15 protein-coding genes are annotated in these 17395 nt (G+C 72.5%); 11 read left to right on the top strand and 4 right to left on the bottom strand.

The genetic code is table 11. The features are described from left to right. Positions 1-30 precede the first annotated feature (30 nt). Positions 31-354 carry a Sec-independent protein translocase subunit TatA gene (tatA, locus tag ACIBEJ_RS37550; RefSeq protein WP_397187691.1) on the top strand — a complete coding sequence of 108 codons (324 nt, stop codon included), beginning with the start codon at positions 31-33 and terminating at the stop codon, positions 352-354. Between the two features lie 26 nt (positions 355-380). Continuing rightward, positions 381-1274, top strand: a complete 894-nt coding sequence (gene tatC / locus ACIBEJ_RS37545; protein ID WP_397187690.1) for a twin-arginine translocase subunit TatC — start codon at positions 381-383, stop codon at positions 1272-1274. Between the two features lie 3 nt (positions 1275-1277). On the opposite strand, the gene ACIBEJ_RS37540 is transcribed toward tatC, so the two are convergent. Beyond that, entirely contained in the window at positions 1278-2459 is a 1182-nt protein-coding gene (locus ACIBEJ_RS37540) for a cytochrome P450 (protein ID WP_397187689.1), read from the bottom strand. Between the two features lie 184 nt (positions 2460-2643). Between ACIBEJ_RS37540 and ACIBEJ_RS37535 the strand changes: the two genes are divergently transcribed. Continuing rightward, positions 2644-3696 carry a diacylglycerol kinase family protein gene (locus ACIBEJ_RS37535; RefSeq protein ID WP_397187688.1) on the top strand — a complete coding sequence of 351 codons (1053 nt, stop codon included), beginning with the start codon at positions 2644-2646 and terminating at the stop codon, positions 3694-3696. 77 nt (positions 3697-3773) lie between these two features. On the opposite strand, the gene ACIBEJ_RS37530 is transcribed toward ACIBEJ_RS37535, so the two are convergent. Continuing rightward, positions 3774-4697 (bottom strand): BtrH N-terminal domain-containing protein, encoded by a 924-nt coding sequence (locus ACIBEJ_RS37530; RefSeq protein ID WP_397187687.1) that lies wholly within the window; start codon positions 4695-4697, stop codon positions 3774-3776. A gap of 219 nt (positions 4698-4916) precedes the next feature. On the opposite strand from ACIBEJ_RS37530, the gene ACIBEJ_RS37525 reads away from it, so the two are divergent. Continuing rightward, positions 4917-5066: a hypothetical protein gene (locus ACIBEJ_RS37525; protein ID WP_397187686.1), complete on the top strand. Its 150-nt coding sequence runs from the start codon at positions 4917-4919 to the stop codon at positions 5064-5066. A gap of 31 nt (positions 5067-5097) precedes the next feature. Then, a complete protein-coding gene (locus ACIBEJ_RS37520) occupies positions 5098-7821 on the top strand; it encodes a DEAD/DEAH box helicase (RefSeq protein WP_397187685.1) in 2724 nt (907 codons plus the stop codon). A 45-nt stretch (positions 7822-7866) separates the two neighbouring features. Here the strand turns inward: ACIBEJ_RS37520 and ACIBEJ_RS37515 are convergent, their stop codons facing one another. Continuing rightward, complete coding sequence (locus ACIBEJ_RS37515) at positions 7867-8730, bottom strand: lytic polysaccharide monooxygenase (RefSeq protein WP_397187684.1); 864 nt, start codon at positions 8728-8730, stop codon at positions 7867-7869. A gap of 413 nt (positions 8731-9143) precedes the next feature. On the opposite strand from ACIBEJ_RS37515, the gene ACIBEJ_RS37510 reads away from it, so the two are divergent. From ACIBEJ_RS37510 to ACIBEJ_RS37485, 6 genes are all read left to right on the top strand, one after another. Continuing rightward, entirely contained in the window at positions 9144-11705 is a 2562-nt protein-coding gene (locus ACIBEJ_RS37510) for a glycosyl hydrolase family 18 protein (RefSeq protein ID WP_397187683.1), read from the top strand. Between the two features lie 120 nt (positions 11706-11825). Then, positions 11826-12101: an acyl carrier protein gene (locus tag ACIBEJ_RS37505; protein WP_397187682.1), complete on the top strand. Its 276-nt coding sequence runs from the start codon at positions 11826-11828 to the stop codon at positions 12099-12101. Positions 12102-12129: 28 nt separating this feature from the next. Then, entirely contained in the window at positions 12130-13740 is a 1611-nt protein-coding gene (locus ACIBEJ_RS37500) for an acyl-CoA dehydrogenase family protein (RefSeq protein WP_397187681.1), read from the top strand. 14 nt (positions 13741-13754) lie between these two features. Further along, positions 13755-15272 carry an acyl-CoA dehydrogenase family protein gene (locus ACIBEJ_RS37495; protein WP_397187680.1) on the top strand — a complete coding sequence of 506 codons (1518 nt, stop codon included), beginning with the start codon at positions 13755-13757 and terminating at the stop codon, positions 15270-15272. Between the two features lie 187 nt (positions 15273-15459). Next, positions 15460-15630: a hypothetical protein gene (locus ACIBEJ_RS37490; protein ID WP_397187679.1), complete on the top strand. Its 171-nt coding sequence runs from the start codon at positions 15460-15462 to the stop codon at positions 15628-15630. A 102-nt stretch (positions 15631-15732) separates the two neighbouring features. Next, the gene (locus tag ACIBEJ_RS37485) at positions 15733-16596 is read left to right on the top strand and encodes an aminoglycoside phosphotransferase family protein (RefSeq protein ID WP_397187678.1); all 864 of its coding nucleotides are present in this window, start codon (positions 15733-15735) and stop codon (positions 16594-16596) included. A 34-nt stretch (positions 16597-16630) separates the two neighbouring features. Here the strand turns inward: ACIBEJ_RS37485 and ACIBEJ_RS37480 are convergent, their stop codons facing one another. Next, positions 16631-17329 carry a hypothetical protein gene (locus tag ACIBEJ_RS37480; RefSeq protein WP_397187677.1) on the bottom strand — a complete coding sequence of 233 codons (699 nt, stop codon included), beginning with the start codon at positions 17327-17329 and terminating at the stop codon, positions 16631-16633. Positions 17330-17395: the final 66 nt, after the last annotated feature.

Below are 17395 nucleotides of genomic sequence, written 5' to 3'. Positions count from 1 at the left end.
GCCTCTCGCTCGCATTAAAGGAAGTTCTCCATGTCCTTCGGACCTGAGTGGATCGTCATCATCGTGGTGCTTCTCCTGCTGTTCGGTGGCAAGAAGCTCCCTGACCTCGCCCGCGGTGTGGGCCGGTCCCTGCGCATCTTCAAGGCGGAGACCAGCGACCTGCGCAAGGACGACGACGACGAGTCCAAGACCACGGTGGTGCAGGGGCAGACCGTGCAGCAGCCGCCCGCCCCCGCCGCGCCGCAGCAGATCCCGCCGGTCGTGCCGCCGCTGACGCCGGAGGAGCAGGCCCGCCGCCTCGAGGAGGAGGCCGCCCGGTTGCGCGCCAACGCCCAAGCCGACAAGCAGGCCTGACCCCCACCACACCACGAGGACCGCACATGGCGCTGCTCAAACGGACGAGCTCCGAGGGCTCGGAGGCACCCAAGGACTCCGAGGGTCGCATGCCGCTCATGGACCACCTCCGTGAGCTGCGCAACCGTGTCGTCATCTCCGTCCTCGCCCTCGCCGTTGCGACCGTCGTCGGGTTGATCTTCTTCGACCCGATCTGGAAGTTCATGGCCGAGCCGTACTGCTCGCTGGAGGTCTCCAAGCAGGTGCGGCCCGAGTGCACGTTCGCCGTGCGCGGCGTCTTCGAGTCGTTCTTCGTCAACCTGAAGGTCGCGGCGCTGGCCGGTGTGGTGGCCGCCTCGCCGGTGTGGTTGTTCCAGGTCTGGCGGTTCGTGACGCCGGCCCTCTACCGCAACGAGAAGAAGTACACCGTCACCTTCCTGGCGATCGCCGTCCCGCTGTTCTTCGTGGGCGCCGCCTTCGCCTACCTGGTGATGGACACCGGGCTCGGGTTCCTCCTGGGGTTCATGCCCGAGAGCGCGCTGCCGTTCATCGAGATGGACGAGTACCTCAGCTACTGGGTGATCATGCTGCTGGTGTTCGGCGTCTCGTTCGAGGTGCCGCTGCTCATGGTCTTCCTGAACATCATCGGGGTGCTGCCCCGGGCGGCGCTGGCCAAGCACCGCCGTCTGATCGTCTTCCTGCTGTTCGTCTTCAGCGCGATCATCACGCCGGGCGGCGACATCTTCACCATGCTCGCCCTGACCGTGCCGATGCTGGTCCTGTTCGCGGTGGCCGAGTTCGTGATGTTCGTGCGCGAGCGGCGCCTGCCCGCGACCGAGGACTACTCGGGCCTCGACGACGACCAGGTCTCGCCGCTGGACACCACGCCCGCCGACATCAGCGCGGACTCCGACCTGGAGACCGGCCCCGACCCGCGCTGAGCCTCACCAGGTGACCGGTAGCGCCCGCACGCCGTAGAAGACCGCCTGCTCCTTGAACTCCAGCCGTTCCAGCGGTACGGCGAGCGCCAGCGTGGGCACGCGGCGCAGCAGCGTGCCGAAGACCACCTGCAACTCCACGCGGGCCAGCCCCTGTCCCAGGCACTGGTGCGGGCCGAAGCCGAACGCGAGGTGGTGGCGGCCGTCCCTGCGCACGTCGAGGTCGTCCGGCGCGGTGAAGACCGACGGGTCCCGGTTGGCCGTGCTCTTGACCACGATGATCCCCTCGCCCTCGCGGATGAGCCGCTCGCCGACCACGAGGTCCTCGCGGGCCACACGGCGGGCCTCGGTGTGGGTGACCGACAGGTAGCGCAGCAGTTCCTCGACCACGACGGCCGGGGGAGCGGAGCCGTCGCGGACCGCCGCCAGTTGCGCGGGGTTCGCCAGCAGTGCGGCGGCGCCCAGGGCGATCATGTTCGCGGTCGTGTCGTGGCCCGCCACCAGGAGCAACTGGCCCGTCGTCGCGATCTCCTCGCGGCTCAGCACGCCGTCCGAGGCCAGCCGGCTGAGCACGTCGTCGCCCGGCTCGGCCCTTCTGCGCTCCACCAGCCGCTCCAGGTAGGCGTGGAGCTCCTCGCTGGCCGCGAGGGCGCGGGCGGGGTCGCCCTCGTCCATGACGAGCTCCGCGGCCACCCGCTGGAAGAAGCCGCGCTCGCCGTACGGCACGCCCAGCAGCTCGCAGATCACCAGCGAGGGGACCGGCAGCGCGAACTCCTCGACCAGGTCGGCGGGCTTCGGCCCGGCCAGCAGAGCGTCGAGCAGGTCGTCCACGATCGCCTGGATCCTCGGCCGCAGCGCCTCCATCCTCCTGACGGTGAAGTCGGCGGCCAGCAGGCGCCGGTGGGCGAGGTGCTCGGGGGCGTCCATCTGCATGAGCGTCTTCATCCTGGCGTCGCGGGCCTTGCTGACGGCGTTGGTGTGCGGGAAGCCGGGCTCGGCGACGTCGACGCTCACCCGCGGGTCGGCCAGCAGCGCGCGGGCGTCGGCGTGGCGGGTGACCATCCAGGCGGTGCCGCCGTCCCAGAGGCGTACGCGGGCGACCGGGCCGTGCAGCGTCAGCCCCGGCGGCGGGTCGAGGGGGCAGCCGGTGTCGCGGGGCATGGGGAACGGGGGGAGGTCGTGTGTCATGACTCCCACCCTGTCGTTGAACTTGCCCCGGAGACTTTCCCATGGCCGCGCGCAGGCCGTGGGCCCGGCAGCCTCAACCCCGGGGTGATCTGGCCGGCAGCCTTAACCTCGGGGAGATCTGGCACGGCCGGGCGATCCCCGGGGTGATCTGGCACGGCCGGGCGATCCCCGGTAGGTTCCGGACGTGTCCGTGCAACTCGCCCTCCTCGTGAACCCCACCGCGCGTGGCGGCCGTACCGTGCGCCTGCTGGAGCCGGTAGTGCGCCGCCTGCGCGACGGTGGCGCCGACGTGTCGGTGATCGTCGGCGATGACGCCGCCGACGCCCTCGCCCGAGCCTGTACGGCCGCCGCCGAACGCCCCGACGCCCTGGTCGCCTTCGGCGGGGACGGCCTGGTCCACCTGGCGGTCCAGGCGGTGGCGGGGACCGGCGTGCCGCTGGGCATCATCCCGGCGGGCACCGGCAACGACATCGCCACCGCCTTCGGCCTGCCCCGCGGGGACGTACTGGCGACGGCGGACGTGGTGCTGCGCATGCACCCCCGCCAGGCCGACGCCGCCTGGATCACCCCCGCCGCCCCGGGCTCCGCAGGGGGAACCCCGACAACCACGGAAGTCGCGATGGGCGGGGGTGGCGGCGGCGCGGGCTTCGCGGCGGGCCCCGCCAGTGCGGGCTCACCTGGAGGAGGCGGGGAGATCCCAACGGACGGGGGAGCCGCGGAAGTCGGGGGCGTCGGGACGGGGGTGGGGGAGTGGTTTGCCGGGGTGGTGTGTTGTGGGTTCGACTCGCGGGTCAATGAGCGGGCCAACCGGCTGAGCTGGCCGCCGGGCATGGCGAAGTACCTGGTGGCGCTGGTGGAGGAGCTGCGCCGGTTCCGGCCGATCCCGTTCCGGGTGACGCTGGACGGCGGCGAGGTGATCGAGCGGGAGGCGATGCTGGTGTCGGTGGCCAACACCAGCTCCTACGGCGCGGGCATGCGCGTCTGCCCCGACGCCCGGCCCGACGACGGGCTGCTGGACGTGATGGTGCTGGAGGCGGTGTCGAAGGCGGAGTTCCTGCGGGTCTTCCCCAGCGTGTACCGAGGGACGCACGTACGGCATCCGGCGGTCTCGATCCACCGGGTGCGCGCGGTCACCCTGGAGGCCCCGGACGTGGTCGCCTACGCCGACGGCGAGCGCGTCGGCCCAGCCCCGGTGACCTGCAGCGTGGAGCCCGGCTCCCTGCGAATCCTCACCTGATCTACTTTGTAAAGGCGGGCGCTCGCGATGGTCGCCCAGTGAAAGTGGCAGCCGCGTCACGGAGGCGGCGCCGGGGGTCAGATCTCCACGGCGGCGAGGGTCTCCATGGCCGTGCGCTCCAGGCCCGACAGCTCCCGCAGGATCTTCGCCGCCTCCTCCGTACTCCCCGCGGTCAGCAGGGACGCCACCTCGCTCCACAGCGGCGCGATCCCGGCGTACAGCGCGTGCGCCCGACGCAGCGCCGGGTCGTCGGCGATCGTCAGGCACTCGGCCAGGAAGTCCCGGTACAGGTTGCGGAACAGCGCGCCCCCGGTTCCCGCGCGTTCCATCAGCATCCCGGTCTCCGCAGGCAGCTCCGCCACCAGATCGGCCGTCTTGGCGATCCCGCGGTGGCCGAGGTTGGCGATGGGCGCGGCCAGGAAGGCGGCCGCGTTGGCCCGTACGGCGGGGCCGATCGCCGCACCGAGGTCGCCGGGCCGCCCGGTGAGGGTGAAGGACAGGTGGCGGGCGGTCATCGGCCCCCGCTCGGCCCGCGCCGCCGCCAGGCTCTCCAGGCTGGTCGTCACCGCCCCGCCCTGCTGCTCGGTGTCCACCAGGTACGCCCGCTCGTCGTCGTAGCCGTACATGGCCACCACGTGGCCGCCGAAGCGCACCTTGGCGGTGAAGTACTCCAGGTGGTAGCTGTCGAGCTGCAGGCCCACCGGCAGCCCTGACTCCAGCGCCGCCTGGACGTTCTGCCAGCCCTTGCGGGCCGAGGCGCTCTCGCGCACCACGAGGTCGAGGCCGAGCCGGTCGGCCAGGGTCCTGGTCAGGTCCATGGGCTTGACCCGGCCGCCGACGAAGCCCTGCCAGTAGACGAAGCCGAGCCCGGAGCCCAGGCCGAAGAGCATGGGTTCGGACAGTGCGACGCCTTGGTGGCGCAGGAGCACGCCCAGGGTGCTGGTCTCGCAGTGGGCGGTGCCGTACGTGGAGATGTCGTGGAGCATCATGCGGACCAGCATGGGCTCTCACCCCGTGGGAGAGTCCACTTCCGCCGGGCGCAGCGGCGGCGGCGGGCAGGAACGCGGCCGGCGCCAGCGCCGTGGCGGTGACGCGCCACGGCAGGCGTTCGAGGCCGTGGGCGGGGTCGAGTTCGGTCACGATCGCCCAGGACGTGCGCGCCGAGGCCGCGCTGGCGCAGGCGCGCGGCCCCGACGCGGGCGCCCTTCGCCGCCGGGCTCGTGTACGCGCTGTGGCGCACCCTCCAGGTCCAGAACACCACCCGCGTCCACCTGGGCCAGAGCGCAGAGCAGGCCTACCCGGCGGCCGTCGAGGCGGCAGAACGCGGCTTCGCCCTGCTCGAACAGGAACTGGGCGACTACCTGGCCTGACCGGAAAGGCGGTTTCGGTAGGCTGATCGGTATGACGACGCCAGCGGAGCGCTACGCGGCCTTCCGCGAGAAATTCGGGGACGACGGCACGGCCCTCAGATCGTTCCGTGGACTGTACGACTTCGAGCTCGACGAGTTCCAGCTCGACGCCTGCCGGGCGCTGGAGGCCGGCGACGGGGTCCTGGTGGCCGCCCCCACCGGTTCGGGAAAGACGGTCGTCGGCGAGTTCGCCGTCCACCTCGCCCTGGAAACGGGCATGAAGTGCTTCTACACCACCCCGATCAAGGCGCTGTCCAACCAGAAGTACAACGACCTGGTCAAGAGGTACGGCACCGCCAAGGTCGGCCTGCTCACCGGCGACAACAGCGTCAACGGCGAGGCCCCGATCGTGGTCATGACCACCGAGGTCCTGCGCAACATGCTCTACGCCGGCTCGGCCACGCTGGCCGGGCTCGGCTTCGTCGTCATGGACGAGGTGCACTACCTGGCCGACCGCTTCCGCGGCGCGGTGTGGGAAGAGGTCATCATCCACCTGCCCGAGTCGGTCAGGCTGGTGGCGCTGTCGGCGACGGTCTCCAACGCCGAGGAGTTCGGCGAGTGGATGGGCGAGGTCCGCGGCGACACCACGGTGATCGTGGACGAGCACCGCCCGGTGCCGCTGTGGCAGCACATGATGATCGGCAACAGGATCTACGACCTGTTCATCACCGACGACCTCACCCCGCGCATCAACCCCACGCTCATGCGGGTCACGCGCGACGCCGAGCGCCTCACCCAGGGCAAGGGCCGGCGCGGCTACGGCCGTCCCCAGCGCTCGCGGCCCCCGGACCGCGCGCAGGTCATCGAGAAGCTCGACAGCGAGGGCCTGCTGCCCTCGATCTCCTTCATCTTCTCCCGGGCCGGCTGCGACGCCGCGGTCATGCAGTGCCTGTACGCGGGCATCAGGCTGACCACCGACCGCGAGCAGCACGAGATCCGCCAGATCGTCGACGAGCGCACCGCCCACCTGCCCGACGAGGACCTCGCCGTCCTGGGCTACCTGGAGTGGCGCGACTGCCTGGAGCGCGGCCTGGCCGCCCACCACGCGGGCATGCTGCCGGCCTTCAAGGAAGTCGTCGAGGAGCTGTTCACGCGCGGCCTGGTCAAGGCGGTCTTCGCCACCGAGACGCTGGCGCTGGGTATCAACATGCCGGCCCGCAGCGTGGTCATCGAGAAGCTCGACAAGTGGAACGGCGAGACCCACGCCGACCTCACGCCCGGCGAGTACACGCAGCTCACCGGCCGGGCCGGGCGGCGCGGCATCGACGTCGAGGGCCACGCCGTCGTGCTGTGGCAGCCGGGCATGGACCCGCTGGCGGTGGCGGGGCTTGCGGGCACCCGCACGTACCCGCTGCGCTCCAGCTTCCAGCCCTCCTACAACATGGCCGTCAACCTCGTCGGCCAGTTCGGCAGGGAGCGCACCAAGACGCTGCTGGAGGCCTCCTTCGCCCAGTTCCAGGCCGACCGGGCCGTGGTCGGGCTGGCCAGGCAGCTCCGCAAGCAGGAGGAGGCGCTCGACGGCTACAAGGAGGCCATGACCTGCCACCTCGGCGACTTCCCCGAGTACGCGGCGCTGCGCCGCAGGCTGTCGGACCGTGAGGCGGAGCTGTCGAAGGAACGCGGCGCCGCGCGGCGGGCGGCGGCGGTCAAGTCGCTGGAGGCGCTGCAGCCCGGCGACGTCATCCGGGTGCCCGGCGGGCGCAGGGCGGGCCTGGCGATCGTGCTCGACCCGGGACGCAACCCGCGCGGCCACGGCCCGAGCCCGCTGGTGCTGACCATCGGCAAGCAGGTCAAGAAGCTCGACCCGGCCGACTTCCCGGTGCCGGTCGAGCCGATCGAGAAGCTGCGCATCCCCAAGAACTTCAACCCGCGCGCGCCCAAGGAGCGCGCCAACCTCGTCTCCACGCTGCTGGCCAAGATCGGCGACCGGGATCTGGGCAAGCCGCAGCGCGCCCGCGACCACGCGGTGGAGGACGAGGAGATCAACGAGCTGCGGCGCCGTATCCGCCAGCATCCGTGCCACGGCTGCGACGAGCGTGAGGACCACGCGCGCTGGGCCGAGCGCTACTACAAGCTGCTGCGTGAGACCGAGGGGCTGCGGCGCCGGGTCGAGGGGCGTTCGCACGTCATCTCGCGCACCTTCGACCGCATCTGCGCGGTGCTGGAGCAGCTCGGCTACCTGGAGGACGAGGCCGTCACCGACGAGGGGCGCCGCCTGGGCCGGCTCTACACCGAGCTGGACCTGCTGACGGCCGAGTGCCTGCGCCAGGGGCTGTGGGAGGAGCTCGACCCCGCCGAGCTGGCGGCCTGCGTGTCGGCGCTGGTCTTCGAGTCGCGCCAGGCCGACGACGCCCGCCGTCCCAAGATCCCGGCGGGGCGCGCGCAGGACGCGCTGACCAAGATGGTGCGGCTGTGGGGCGAGCTGGAGGCGATCGAGAACGATCACGCCCTGCAGACGATCCGCGAGCCCGACCTGGGCTTCGCGTGGGCGGCCTTCCGCTGGACCAAGGGTCACAGCCTGGACGCCGTGCTGATGGACGGCGTCAACGGCGGCGAGCTGGCCGCGGGCGACTTCGTCCGGTGGATCAAGCAGCTCATGGACCTGCTGAGCCAGCTCGGCGGCGCGGCGCCGAAGGGCAGCAAGGTCAAGGCGACCGCGGGCAAGGCGATGGACGCCATGCGCCGCGGTGTGGTGGCCTACTCCTCGATGACCTGAGCCGTCCGGGCGCGCCCCTCACCGGAGCGCGCCCGGGGTCAGGCGCTAGACGCGACGCCAGAGGGCGCCGACGTTCGGCGGCTCCCACCCCGGCAGGGCGGTGTGCGCCTGCACGCACTCGTAGGTGGCGCCGCCGTAGGTGACCCGGTCACCGGGGCGGTAGGCGGTGCCCGCGGCCCACGTACCGCCAGGCTGCGTGGGAGTGGGGGTCGGCGTGGGTGTCGGGTTGGTGGGCGTCGGCGTCGGCGTGGGGGTCGGCGTGGGCGTCGGGTTCGAGCCGCCGAACTGCACGTCGGAGCAGGTGTAGAAGGCCTCGTTGCTGCCTACGACGCGCTGCCAGATGGAGTACAGGATGTGCCGCCCGCTGCGCTGCGGGATGTCGATCGTCCAGTTGGTGAACGTCGTGGGGTTGAAGTTGGTGAACGTCTTGATGTGCACCAGGTCCGACCAGCGCAGCGGCTGCGTCGGGTTCCAGCCCTCGCGGGTGATGTAGAACTCGAAGTTGCTATTCGAGTGCGGCGCGGAGGCGTGGTACGTGATCGTCCTCGGCCCGGCGCTGAACGGCGTGGCGGGCCAGTCGGCGCGCTGCAGGTCCAGACCCCGGTACTTGTCGCGACCCGCGCTGCAGAGCTTGCCGTCGGGGATGAGCTGACGGTGGCGCCCGCCGGCCTCCAGCAGGGAGACCTCGTTCCAGTCGTAGAAGGCCTGGGTGCCGCCGGCCGCGACGGCCGCCTTGCAGGCGTCGGACTTGGGGGTCTCCGGGCCTTCGTTCTTGCAGGTGTAGACGCGGCTGGGCGGGTTGGACATGGTGCCGTGGGCGAGGGCGGGGGTGCTGGTGAGGACGGAGGCCAGCAGGGCCATGGGCAGGCTGGCGGTGGTCGCGAGGGCCACCTTGTTTCGGGTTCGCAACTGTCTCTCCTGAGGGAACGGGGGGTGAGGAGCGCAGCGGCCGACTATCTGTTAGGAAACTTTCCTAAGAGTTCAACTATCCCCGAAGCGAGGGTTTGACGCAAGGGATTGACGGATGAATGACGGAACCCTACGCTCCCGAATTCGCAGGAAACTTTCCTGTAAATTGGAGGACCGAGCCCCCGGCCCCCGTGCGTGCGCAGCCGCGGGGGCCGGGTTCGGCCGTTGCCCACCCGACCCGCCCGCGCCGGCCGACCCGGTGCTGGAGCCCCAGGGTTTATTGGGAAAGTTTCCTAGCGACCAGGTTGATCCGATCTGGTGAGGATTGCCAGTCATTCCCTTGCACGGCCGTCCCCGCGGGCTTACGATCCGCGTAATTCTTAGGAAACTTTCTTTAAAGAAAGGCCAGGCACGTGCGCCGATCACTCACCCCCCTGATCGCCGTCCTCGTGGTTCTCGCCCTGTCGTCCCTGCCCGCCAACGCCGCCGGTCGGCTGCTGGCCGCGTTCAGCCTGTCGGGAACGACGGGCACGTTCGTGGTCAGCAACCCCGGCACGAGCGCCGTCACGGGCTGGTCGATCGTGTTCGAGTTACCCTCGGGCGTCACCGCCAGCAGTCCCCAGAACGCCACCATCCGCCAGACCGGCACGAAGGTGACGCTCACCCCGGCTTACTACATCGACACCCTCCAGGCGGGCAAGAGCACCGAGCCGTTCAGCCCCAAGGTCACGCTCAGCTCCGCCGTACAGCCGACCAGTTGCAAGGTCAACGGCGCGAACTGCGACGGAACGGGACCCGAGCCACCCGCCCCCGCGCCCGTCACCGCCACCTACGACGTCAACGGCACCGCCGCCAAGATCGTCGTGGCCAACAACGGCACCGCCGCGCTCAACGGCTGGTCGGTCGTCTTCGACCTGCCCGCCGGCGTCACCGCGAGCAACGCCCAGCACGGCTCCATCAGCCAGAGCGGGCGCACGGTGACGCTCTCGCCCGCCCACTACAACACCACCATCGCCGCCGGCCGCACGACCGAGCCCTACAGCCCGTCGTTCACGGTCAGCAGCGCCAACGCCGAGCCCACGAGCTGCCGCGTCAACGACGTCAACTGCGACGGCTCGGCCGACGCGCCGCCCGGCGCCCCCGGCAACCCGCGCTCGCCGGTGAAGACCACCAAGACCGTCTCCCTCGCCTGGGACGCGGCCACCCCCGGCAGCCTGCCGATCAACGGGTACGAGGTCTACAACGGCAGCGCCCTGGCCACGAGCGTCACCGGCACCGAGGCCACCGTCACCGGCCTGACCCCGAACACGTCCTACACCTTCACCGTCAAGGCCAAGGACCGCAAGGGCACGCTGTCGGCGGCCAGCGCCCCGGTCACCGTCAGGACCAACAACCCCGCCGACGACACCCAGGCGCCGACGACGCCCGGCAACCTGCGCAGCACCGCGCGTACCTCCGCCAGCGTGACGCTCGCCTGGAACGCCGCCACCGACAACACCGGCGTGGCCAACTACGACGTCTACACCGGCTCGACGCTGGCCACCACCGTCACCGGCACCACCGCGACGGTCTCCGGGCTGTCGCCGTCCACCGCCTACAGCTTCACCGTGCGCGCCCGCGACCAGTACGACAACATGTCGGCCGCCTCCGCGCCCGTCTCCGTGACCACGCTCGACATCGTGGAGACCGGGTACGCCCGCGTCGGCTACTTCGTGCAGTGGGGCATCTACGGCCGCCAGTACTTCGTCCGCAACCTGGACACCACCGGCGCCGCCGCCAAGCTCACCCACATCAACTACGCCTTCGCCAACATCGACCCGGTCAACCTGACCTGCCTGCAGGGCGTCACCAGGGGCACCACGCCCAACCCGCAGGACCCCAACCAGGGCGACGGCGCCGGCGACGCCGAGGCCGACTACGGAAGGCCCTTCAGCGCCGCCCAGTCCGTGGACGGCGTGGCCGACACCGGCTGGGAGAAGCTGCGCGGCAACTTCAACCAGATCAAGAAGCTCAAGGCCAAGCACCCGCACCTGAAGGTGCTCATCTCGCTCGGCGGCTGGACCTACTCCAAGTACTTCTCCGACGTGGCCGCCACCGACGCCGCCCGCAAGAAGTTCGTCTCCTCCTGCATCGACATCTACATCAAGGGCAACCTGCCGGTCGTCAACGCCGCGGGCGGCCCCGGCTCGGCGGCGGGCGTCTTCGACGGCATCGACCTCGACTGGGAGTGGCCGGGCGCCGAGGGGCACGCGGGCAACCACGTCAGCCCCAACGACAAGGCCAACAACACGCTGCTCATCGCCGAGTTCCGCCGCCAGCTCGACGCGCTCGGCGCGCAGACCGGCAAGCGCTACCAGCTCACCGCCTTCACCCCCGCCGACCCGGTCAAGATCGCGGCCGGCTGGGATCTGCCCAACATCGCCCCCAACCTGGACATCTTCAACATCCAGGGCTACGACTTCCACGGCGCCGGCAGCGACAACTCGTGGGAGCCGTTCAGGACCGGCCACCAGGGCAACCTCTACCTGGACGCCGACAGCCCCTACAACCCGGACTTCAGCGTCGAGAAGGCGGTCAACGTCTACCTCGACGCCGGGGTCAGCCCGCGCAAGCTCACCATCGGCCTGGCCTACTACGGCCGGGGCTGGAAGGAGGTCGCCGAGGGCGGCAAGTCGGGCGAGTGGCAGTCGGCCAACGGCGCCGCACCCGGCCAGTTCGCCGAGGAGGCCGGCACCCGCGGCTACAGCAACCTCATCGCCGGCGTGCCCGGCTGCGCCGTCAAGCACGACGAGGCCGCCGTCGCCACCTACTGCTACACCGGTCCCGGTGGCCAGTGGTGGAGCTTCGACGACACCTGGTCGATCGGCAAGAAGACCGCGTGGATCAAGAGCAAGGGCCTGCTGGGCGCCATGATCTGGGAGATGTCCGGTGACACCGGCACCCTGACCACGGCCCTCGACGCCGGCCTCCGATAACCCCGCTCCGGGGCGACCCCTTCCTGGATAGGGGTCGCCCCGGCACGGCAGGGGTTGGATCACCCCGCCCGCCTGGCTTTACTGCCTACATAGGCGAAAAAGAAGGCGGAGGTGTACCGAATGGGCGACCAGCTCACCCACCAGGCCGTGTGCAACACGATGAAGGGCATCGTGGCCCGCGTCCTCCAGGTAGAGGAGGGCGGCATCCTGCCCGGCTCGCGCATCACCGACCTCAGCCTCGTCGAATCGATCAAGCTGCTGCGCATCGGCGGCCGCATCGAGCGCGCCTTCGGCATCGAGCTCGACAACGAGGTGCTCTTCCGCACCGCCACGCTGAGCGAGCTGGCCGACGAGGTCCACCGGCTGTGCCTGCGCGAGCAGGAGCAGGCCGCCTGAGAACACCGAGCGGGTCAGGAGAGCGGCATTGAACACCTTCCCGTCCGCCGAGGCCCTTGAGCACACCCTCGGCGATCCCCACCTGCCGAACGGCCCGCTCACCTACGCCGCCGCCATGGCCGGCGACCGCGCCGAGCGCCGTCCGCACGCCTCCCTGGACCGCCTGCGCGGCTGGGGCTACCCGGCGTACCTGGTGCCCGCCGCGCTCGGCGGCCGCCTGACCTCGCTGGAGGAACTGCTCGCGCTGGCCCGCGTCGTGGCCAGGCGCGACCCCACCGCCGCCCTGATCGCCACCTCGCCCTGGATGGCCGGCGTACCCGTCTGGCAGGCCGGCACCCCCGCCCAGCAGCGCGCCTACGCCGACGCCGCCCTGCGCGGCCACTGGTCGGCGATGTCCCTGGACGAACCGGGCGAGGGCGAGGCTCTCACCGCCCGCCGCGCCGACGGCGGCTACCGCCTGGAGGGCAGCGCCACCGCGGTCAGCGACGTGCGCATGGCCCGCTTCGCCTGCCTGCGCGCCCGCGACCCAGAGACCGGCGCGGACACCCTCCTGCTCGCCGACCTGGAACAGCTCCCCACCGCCGGGTACGAGCTGCTGCCCCGCGTGCCCACCCACGGCGTGCGCGGCGCCGACCTGGCCGGCATCCGCTTCCACGGCGCGTTCCTGCCCGCCGCGGCCGTGCTCGGCAGCCCCGGCGGCGGCGCCGACCTGGCCGCCCGCTCCCTGGCCACGATCAGGACCGTACTGCCCGCCTTCGGCCTCGGCGCCCTCGACACCGGCCTGCGCTGCGCCTTCGACTTCCTGCGCCACCAGCCCGTGCACCTCGGCCGCGCGATCGACCTGCCGCCCGTGCGCGCCGAACTGGCCGCCGCCTACCTCGACCTGCGCGTCGCCGAGACCGTCGCGAGCGGCTGCGCCCGCCTGCTGCAGCGCCTGCCCGCGCTCGCGCCCGTCTCCTCGGCCGTCGCCAAGTACCTGGTCCCGCACCTGGCCGAGCAGCGGCTGCGGCGGCTGGCCGGCGTGCTCGGCCCCCGCTACCTGCTGCGCCAGGACCACTGGTCGGGCGTCTTCGACAAGCTGCTGCGCGACGCGCGGCTGTTCGTCCTGCTGCACGGCGCCGCCCACGACATGCTCGGCACGCTCGCCGCCCGGCTGCCCCGCCTGGACGCCGACGGGGCCGACCCGCGCCGCGCCGACCCGGCCTTCCTGCCCGTGTGCGTGGCGCCGCCGTACCCCTCGGGGCTGCGCGCGCTCGCCGTCGCGAGCGGCGGCGACCCCGTCACGGCGGGACTCGACGAGGTGTGTACGGCGCTGCGCACCGGCGAGCCCGCGCTGGCAGGAGCGGCGGCGCTGCTGCTGGCCGAGGGCCAGAAGCTGCGCGCGGAGGCCGGCGAGCCCGCCGACCCCGCCGCCGAGCAGGGCCAGCGCGCCGGCGAGCGCTACGCCCGCGTCTTCGCCGCGCTGTGCCTGGCCAGGCGGCACCTGGCGGGGGAGCGGCTGCACTGGCTGGCGCCCGCGCTCACCACGGTGCTGCGCCCCGGCACGCCGCTGCCGGGCGAGAACGTCGAGAGCCTGTTCCTGGAGCTGGCCATGGAGTGCGCAGGCCGGTCCGCGCTGTCACTGTCGCGGCCCGCCTGACGGGAGGAGAGCGCATGGACGAGGCGATCACCCGCGCGCTGGCGGTCGCCGCCCAGCTCGACCGGGCGCTGGCCGACCCCATGGACGAGCGCAACCCCGCCTCCTTCCACGCAGCCGTCGACGCCGACCGCGACGCCCGCTTCCCACGCCACCTGAGCGGGTCGGCGCTGGCGTGGGGGCTGGCCGAGTACCTGATCCCCGCGGTCTGCGGCGGCCGGCTCACCTCGCTGGAGGAGTCCTTCGCCCTGTTCAGGGTGCTGGCCAGGCGCGACCTCACCGCCGCCACCGCGATCGCGGCCAGCTTCCTGTCGGCGCTGCCCGTCTGGCGCGACGGCAGCCAGTCGCAGCGCAGGGCCGTGGCCGGGCTGCTGCGCGGGCACGAGCTGATGGGGCTGCCGATCGGCGAGGCCGAGCCGGGCGTGGACATCCTGGCCCGCGAGATCGCCGCCTTCGGCGACCGGCACGCCTGGCGGCTGGACGGGCGCATGTCGCTCATCGGCAACGGCGGCTACGCCGCCGCGACGACCGTGCTGGCCCGCACCGGCGACGGGCCCACGACCTTCCTGCTGCTGCGCGGCGACGGCGAGCACTGGTGGTTCCAGCCCGCCCACGAGGCGCACGGGCTGCGCGGCGGCGCGCTCAGCAGGCTCACGCTGGCCGGGGTGCCCGCGGGCGACGCCCAGGTGGTCGGCGGGCTCGGGCAGGGGCTGGCCACGGCGGGCCGGACGTTGCCGGTCGCGCGGCTGCTCGTCGCGGCGCTCGCGCTCGGGGCGCTCGACACCTGCCTGCGGGCGGCGCTGCCGTACGCGGAGGAGGCGCCCGTGCTCGCGCGCCGGCTCACCGACGCCTACGCCGACCTGCTGATCGGGGAGGCGCTCTGCCACGAGCTGTGCCGTACCGCGCGCGAGGACCCGCACGCCTTCGCCGCCGCCAGCGCCCGTCTGGCCAGTCTGGCGGCGCGGCTGGCGGGCGACGCCGTCGAGGACGTGGCGGGCGCGCTGGGCGGGCCCGGGTTCTGCGGCGGCATCGTGGAGAAGATGCGCCGCGACAGCGCCGTGGCGGGCGCGCTGGCCGACGACCGGCTGCCACCCGCGGCGCCGGAGGACGACCTGCCGCCCGACCCGTTCGTGGCGGTGCCGCCCGAGCTGGCCTGGCTCGGGCCGCCGCCCGCCGCGCCGCCGCCGTCCGAGAACGGCCTGGCCGCCGCGGCCCGGGTGATCGGCGCGGACGGGCTGCCGGGACCGCACGCGCCCAGGCTGCTGGAGCTGCTCGGCTTCTTCCGCGCCCGCCGTACCGGCTGCGCGCACGCCGAGGCCGCCGCCGCCTGCGCCGCCGCGTGGCTGCGGGCGCGGGGCAGGGACGGCTACCACATGTGCGGGGGCTGGCTGCTGCTGTGCCTGCGGCGGCTGGCCGTACTGCTGGGTCAGGAGCAGCCCGAGGACGGCGGCGTGCGCAGGGTCGCGCTGGTACGGCTGCGCAAGGCCGCCGAGCAGCGGCGCCTGATCTCCGACCACGACGTCGAGCTCGCCTGACCCCGGCGCCGCAAACTGACCGCCCGGTCAAGGTGCTGTCGTGGTTGGTTCACCCATCGTCACCTCGGGGCCAGTTTCCTTGGCGATCTCGGCGGACATCCCCATGTCGGAAGCCCGTCAGACCCTCGGACGCACCCGCTGAGGCCCGCCCCCAACGCGGAGTCCGGCTCCCTGCCAGGAGGTTGAGATGTTCGCCCTCATCGCCGCACTGCTGTTCGTCCTCGCTCTGATCTTCGAGATCGCCGGCGTGGCGGTCGGCGGTGTGCTCACCGTCACCACGCTCGGCATCGCCGGTCTGCTCTGCGTCGCCCTGCACCTCATGGGCGTGGGCGCCGGCTGGAGCCCCATGAGGAAATGACCCCCGGCCCTCGTACGGCGAGCCGCACACGTCCCGGTGTGCGGCTCGCCCGTCTGGCGGCCACAATGGCCGGGCAGGACGCCGCGACCGCCAGGAGGGCCCTTGTCGCTCAGACCCCACATCGACGCCGCGCTGGCCAGACGGCTGGTCGACAGCCAGTTCCCGCAGTGGTCGGGGCTCGCGCTCGACCTCGTCGACCCGGGCGGCTCCGACCACATGATCTACCGGCTGGGCGCAGAGCTCGCCGTACGGCTGCCGCGCCACTCCGGCGCCATCGAGCAGGCGGCCAAGGAGCTGGAGTGGCTGCCCAGGCTCGCCCCGCACCTGCCGCTGGCCGTCCCGGTCCCGGTCGCCGTGGGCCGGCCGGACTTCGGCTACCCCTGGCCGTGGGCGGTCTCGCGCTGGCTGGAGGGCGAGGTCGCCACGGTGGCGGCGCTGGCCGACTCGGCCGAGGCGGCGAGGGAACTGGCGGCGTTCCTCCAGGCGTTGCAGGGGTTCGCCGCGGCCCCGGGCGGCGAGCTGGCCGGGGAGCCGCTGGCCGTACGCGACCGTGACACCCGGGCGGCGATCGCGCGCACGGACGGCGTCTTCGACGGCGCCGCCATGACCGAGCTGTGGGAGCGGGCGCTGGCGGCGCCGGAGTGGGGACGCGACCCGGTGTGGTTCCACGGCGACTTCCACACCGGCAACCTGCTGACCGTCGACGGCAGGCTCAGCGCGGTCATCGACTTCGGCGGGCTCGGCGCCGGCGACCCGGCCTGCGACCTGACCATCGCCTACACCCTGATGTCGGCCACCGGCCGCGCCGCCTTCCGGGCCGCCCTGGACCTCGACGAGGCCACCTGGCTGCGCGGGCGCGGCTGGGCCCTCGCCACCGGACTGAACGCCTACACCGCCTACGCCGCGGTCAACCCGCGGGTCGCCGAGCAGACCACGCGCCAGATCACCCAGGCGCTCACCGGCTGAGCGCCGCCGAGGCGCGGACGGCGACCGCCGCGGCTCACCGGCTGAGTGCCGCCGAGGCGCGGGCGGCGACCGCCGCGGCGAAGGCGGACACCACCGGGTGCGGGCGCGTCTGGTCGCCCGACAGCTCCGGCTGGAACAACGTGCCCAGGAAGAACGGGTGGCCGGGGACCTCGGCCACCCGCACGGAACCGTCCTCGGCCCGGCCGGTGATGGCCAGCCCGCCCTCGGCCAGCTTCGCCTCGTAGGCGGGGTTGAGCCCGTAGGAGCAGTTGTAGGCGGCCACGGTCGAGGGCGCGCCGATGGCCCGCTCGGCCAGCGAGCCCGGCGTCAGCAGGACCAGGCTCTCGTGCCCGGCCAGCGAGCACTCCAGCGGCGTGAGCAGGAACGCGTCGCCGTCCGGGTCGTTCTCCGCGTGGCCGACGTCCAGGCCGCACACCGCGCGCGCGTACTCCAGCATCGCGTGCTGGAAGCCGGCGCACGTGCCCAGGAACGGGATGCCGTTCTCGCGGGCGGTGCGGGCGGCGTTGAGCGCGCCCTCCTCGCTGGCGTACGGGCTGCCGGGCAGCACCCAGATGCCGTCGAACCCCTCCAGACCGGAGACGGCCTCGGGCGTGGGGATCCAGTAGGCGTCCAGGGCCAGGCCGTCGCGCTCGCGGAGGGCCTGGAGGATCCGCGGTACGCGGGCGTGGGCCCGCACGGTGGGAGAACGGTCTGCGACCAGGGCGATTCTCATGGCCACCAGCCTGCCGGGCGGGCGAGGATAAGGCCAACGACAGTTCCTGCTGTTCTGATAAGAATT

The organism is Nonomuraea sp. NPDC050790 (assembly GCF_044456745.1).
Taxonomy (GTDB): domain Bacteria; phylum Actinomycetota; class Actinomycetes; order Streptosporangiales; family Streptosporangiaceae; genus Nonomuraea.
Note: the sequence above shows the minus strand (reverse complement) of the source record. Positions and strands in the feature narration are given on the sequence as shown.

Bases quoted from the DNA above. Each gene is read 5' to 3' on its own strand.
- tatA (WP_397187691.1), top strand. From the start codon at position 31: ATGTCCTTCGGACCTGAGTGGATCGTCATCATCGTGGTGCTTCTCCTG.
- tatC (WP_397187690.1), top strand. From the start codon at position 381: ATGGCGCTGCTCAAACGGACGAGCTCCGAGGGCTCGGAGGCACCCAAG.
- ACIBEJ_RS37540 (WP_397187689.1), bottom strand. From the start codon at position 2,459: ATGACACACGACCTCCCCCCGTTCCCCATGCCCCGCGACACCGGCTGC.
- ACIBEJ_RS37530 (WP_397187687.1), bottom strand. From the start codon at position 4,697: ATGCTGGTCCGCATGATGCTCCACGACATCTCCACGTACGGCACCGCC.
- ACIBEJ_RS37520 (WP_397187685.1), top strand. From the start codon at position 5,098: ATGACGACGCCAGCGGAGCGCTACGCGGCCTTCCGCGAGAAATTCGGG.
- ACIBEJ_RS37505 (WP_397187682.1), top strand. From the start codon at position 11,826: ATGGGCGACCAGCTCACCCACCAGGCCGTGTGCAACACGATGAAGGGC.
- ACIBEJ_RS37495 (WP_397187680.1), top strand. From the start codon at position 13,755: ATGGACGAGGCGATCACCCGCGCGCTGGCGGTCGCCGCCCAGCTCGAC.
- ACIBEJ_RS37490 (WP_397187679.1), top strand. From the start codon at position 15,460: ATGTTCGCCCTCATCGCCGCACTGCTGTTCGTCCTCGCTCTGATCTTC.
- ACIBEJ_RS37480 (WP_397187677.1), bottom strand. From the start codon at position 17,329: ATGAGAATCGCCCTGGTCGCAGACCGTTCTCCCACCGTGCGGGCCCAC.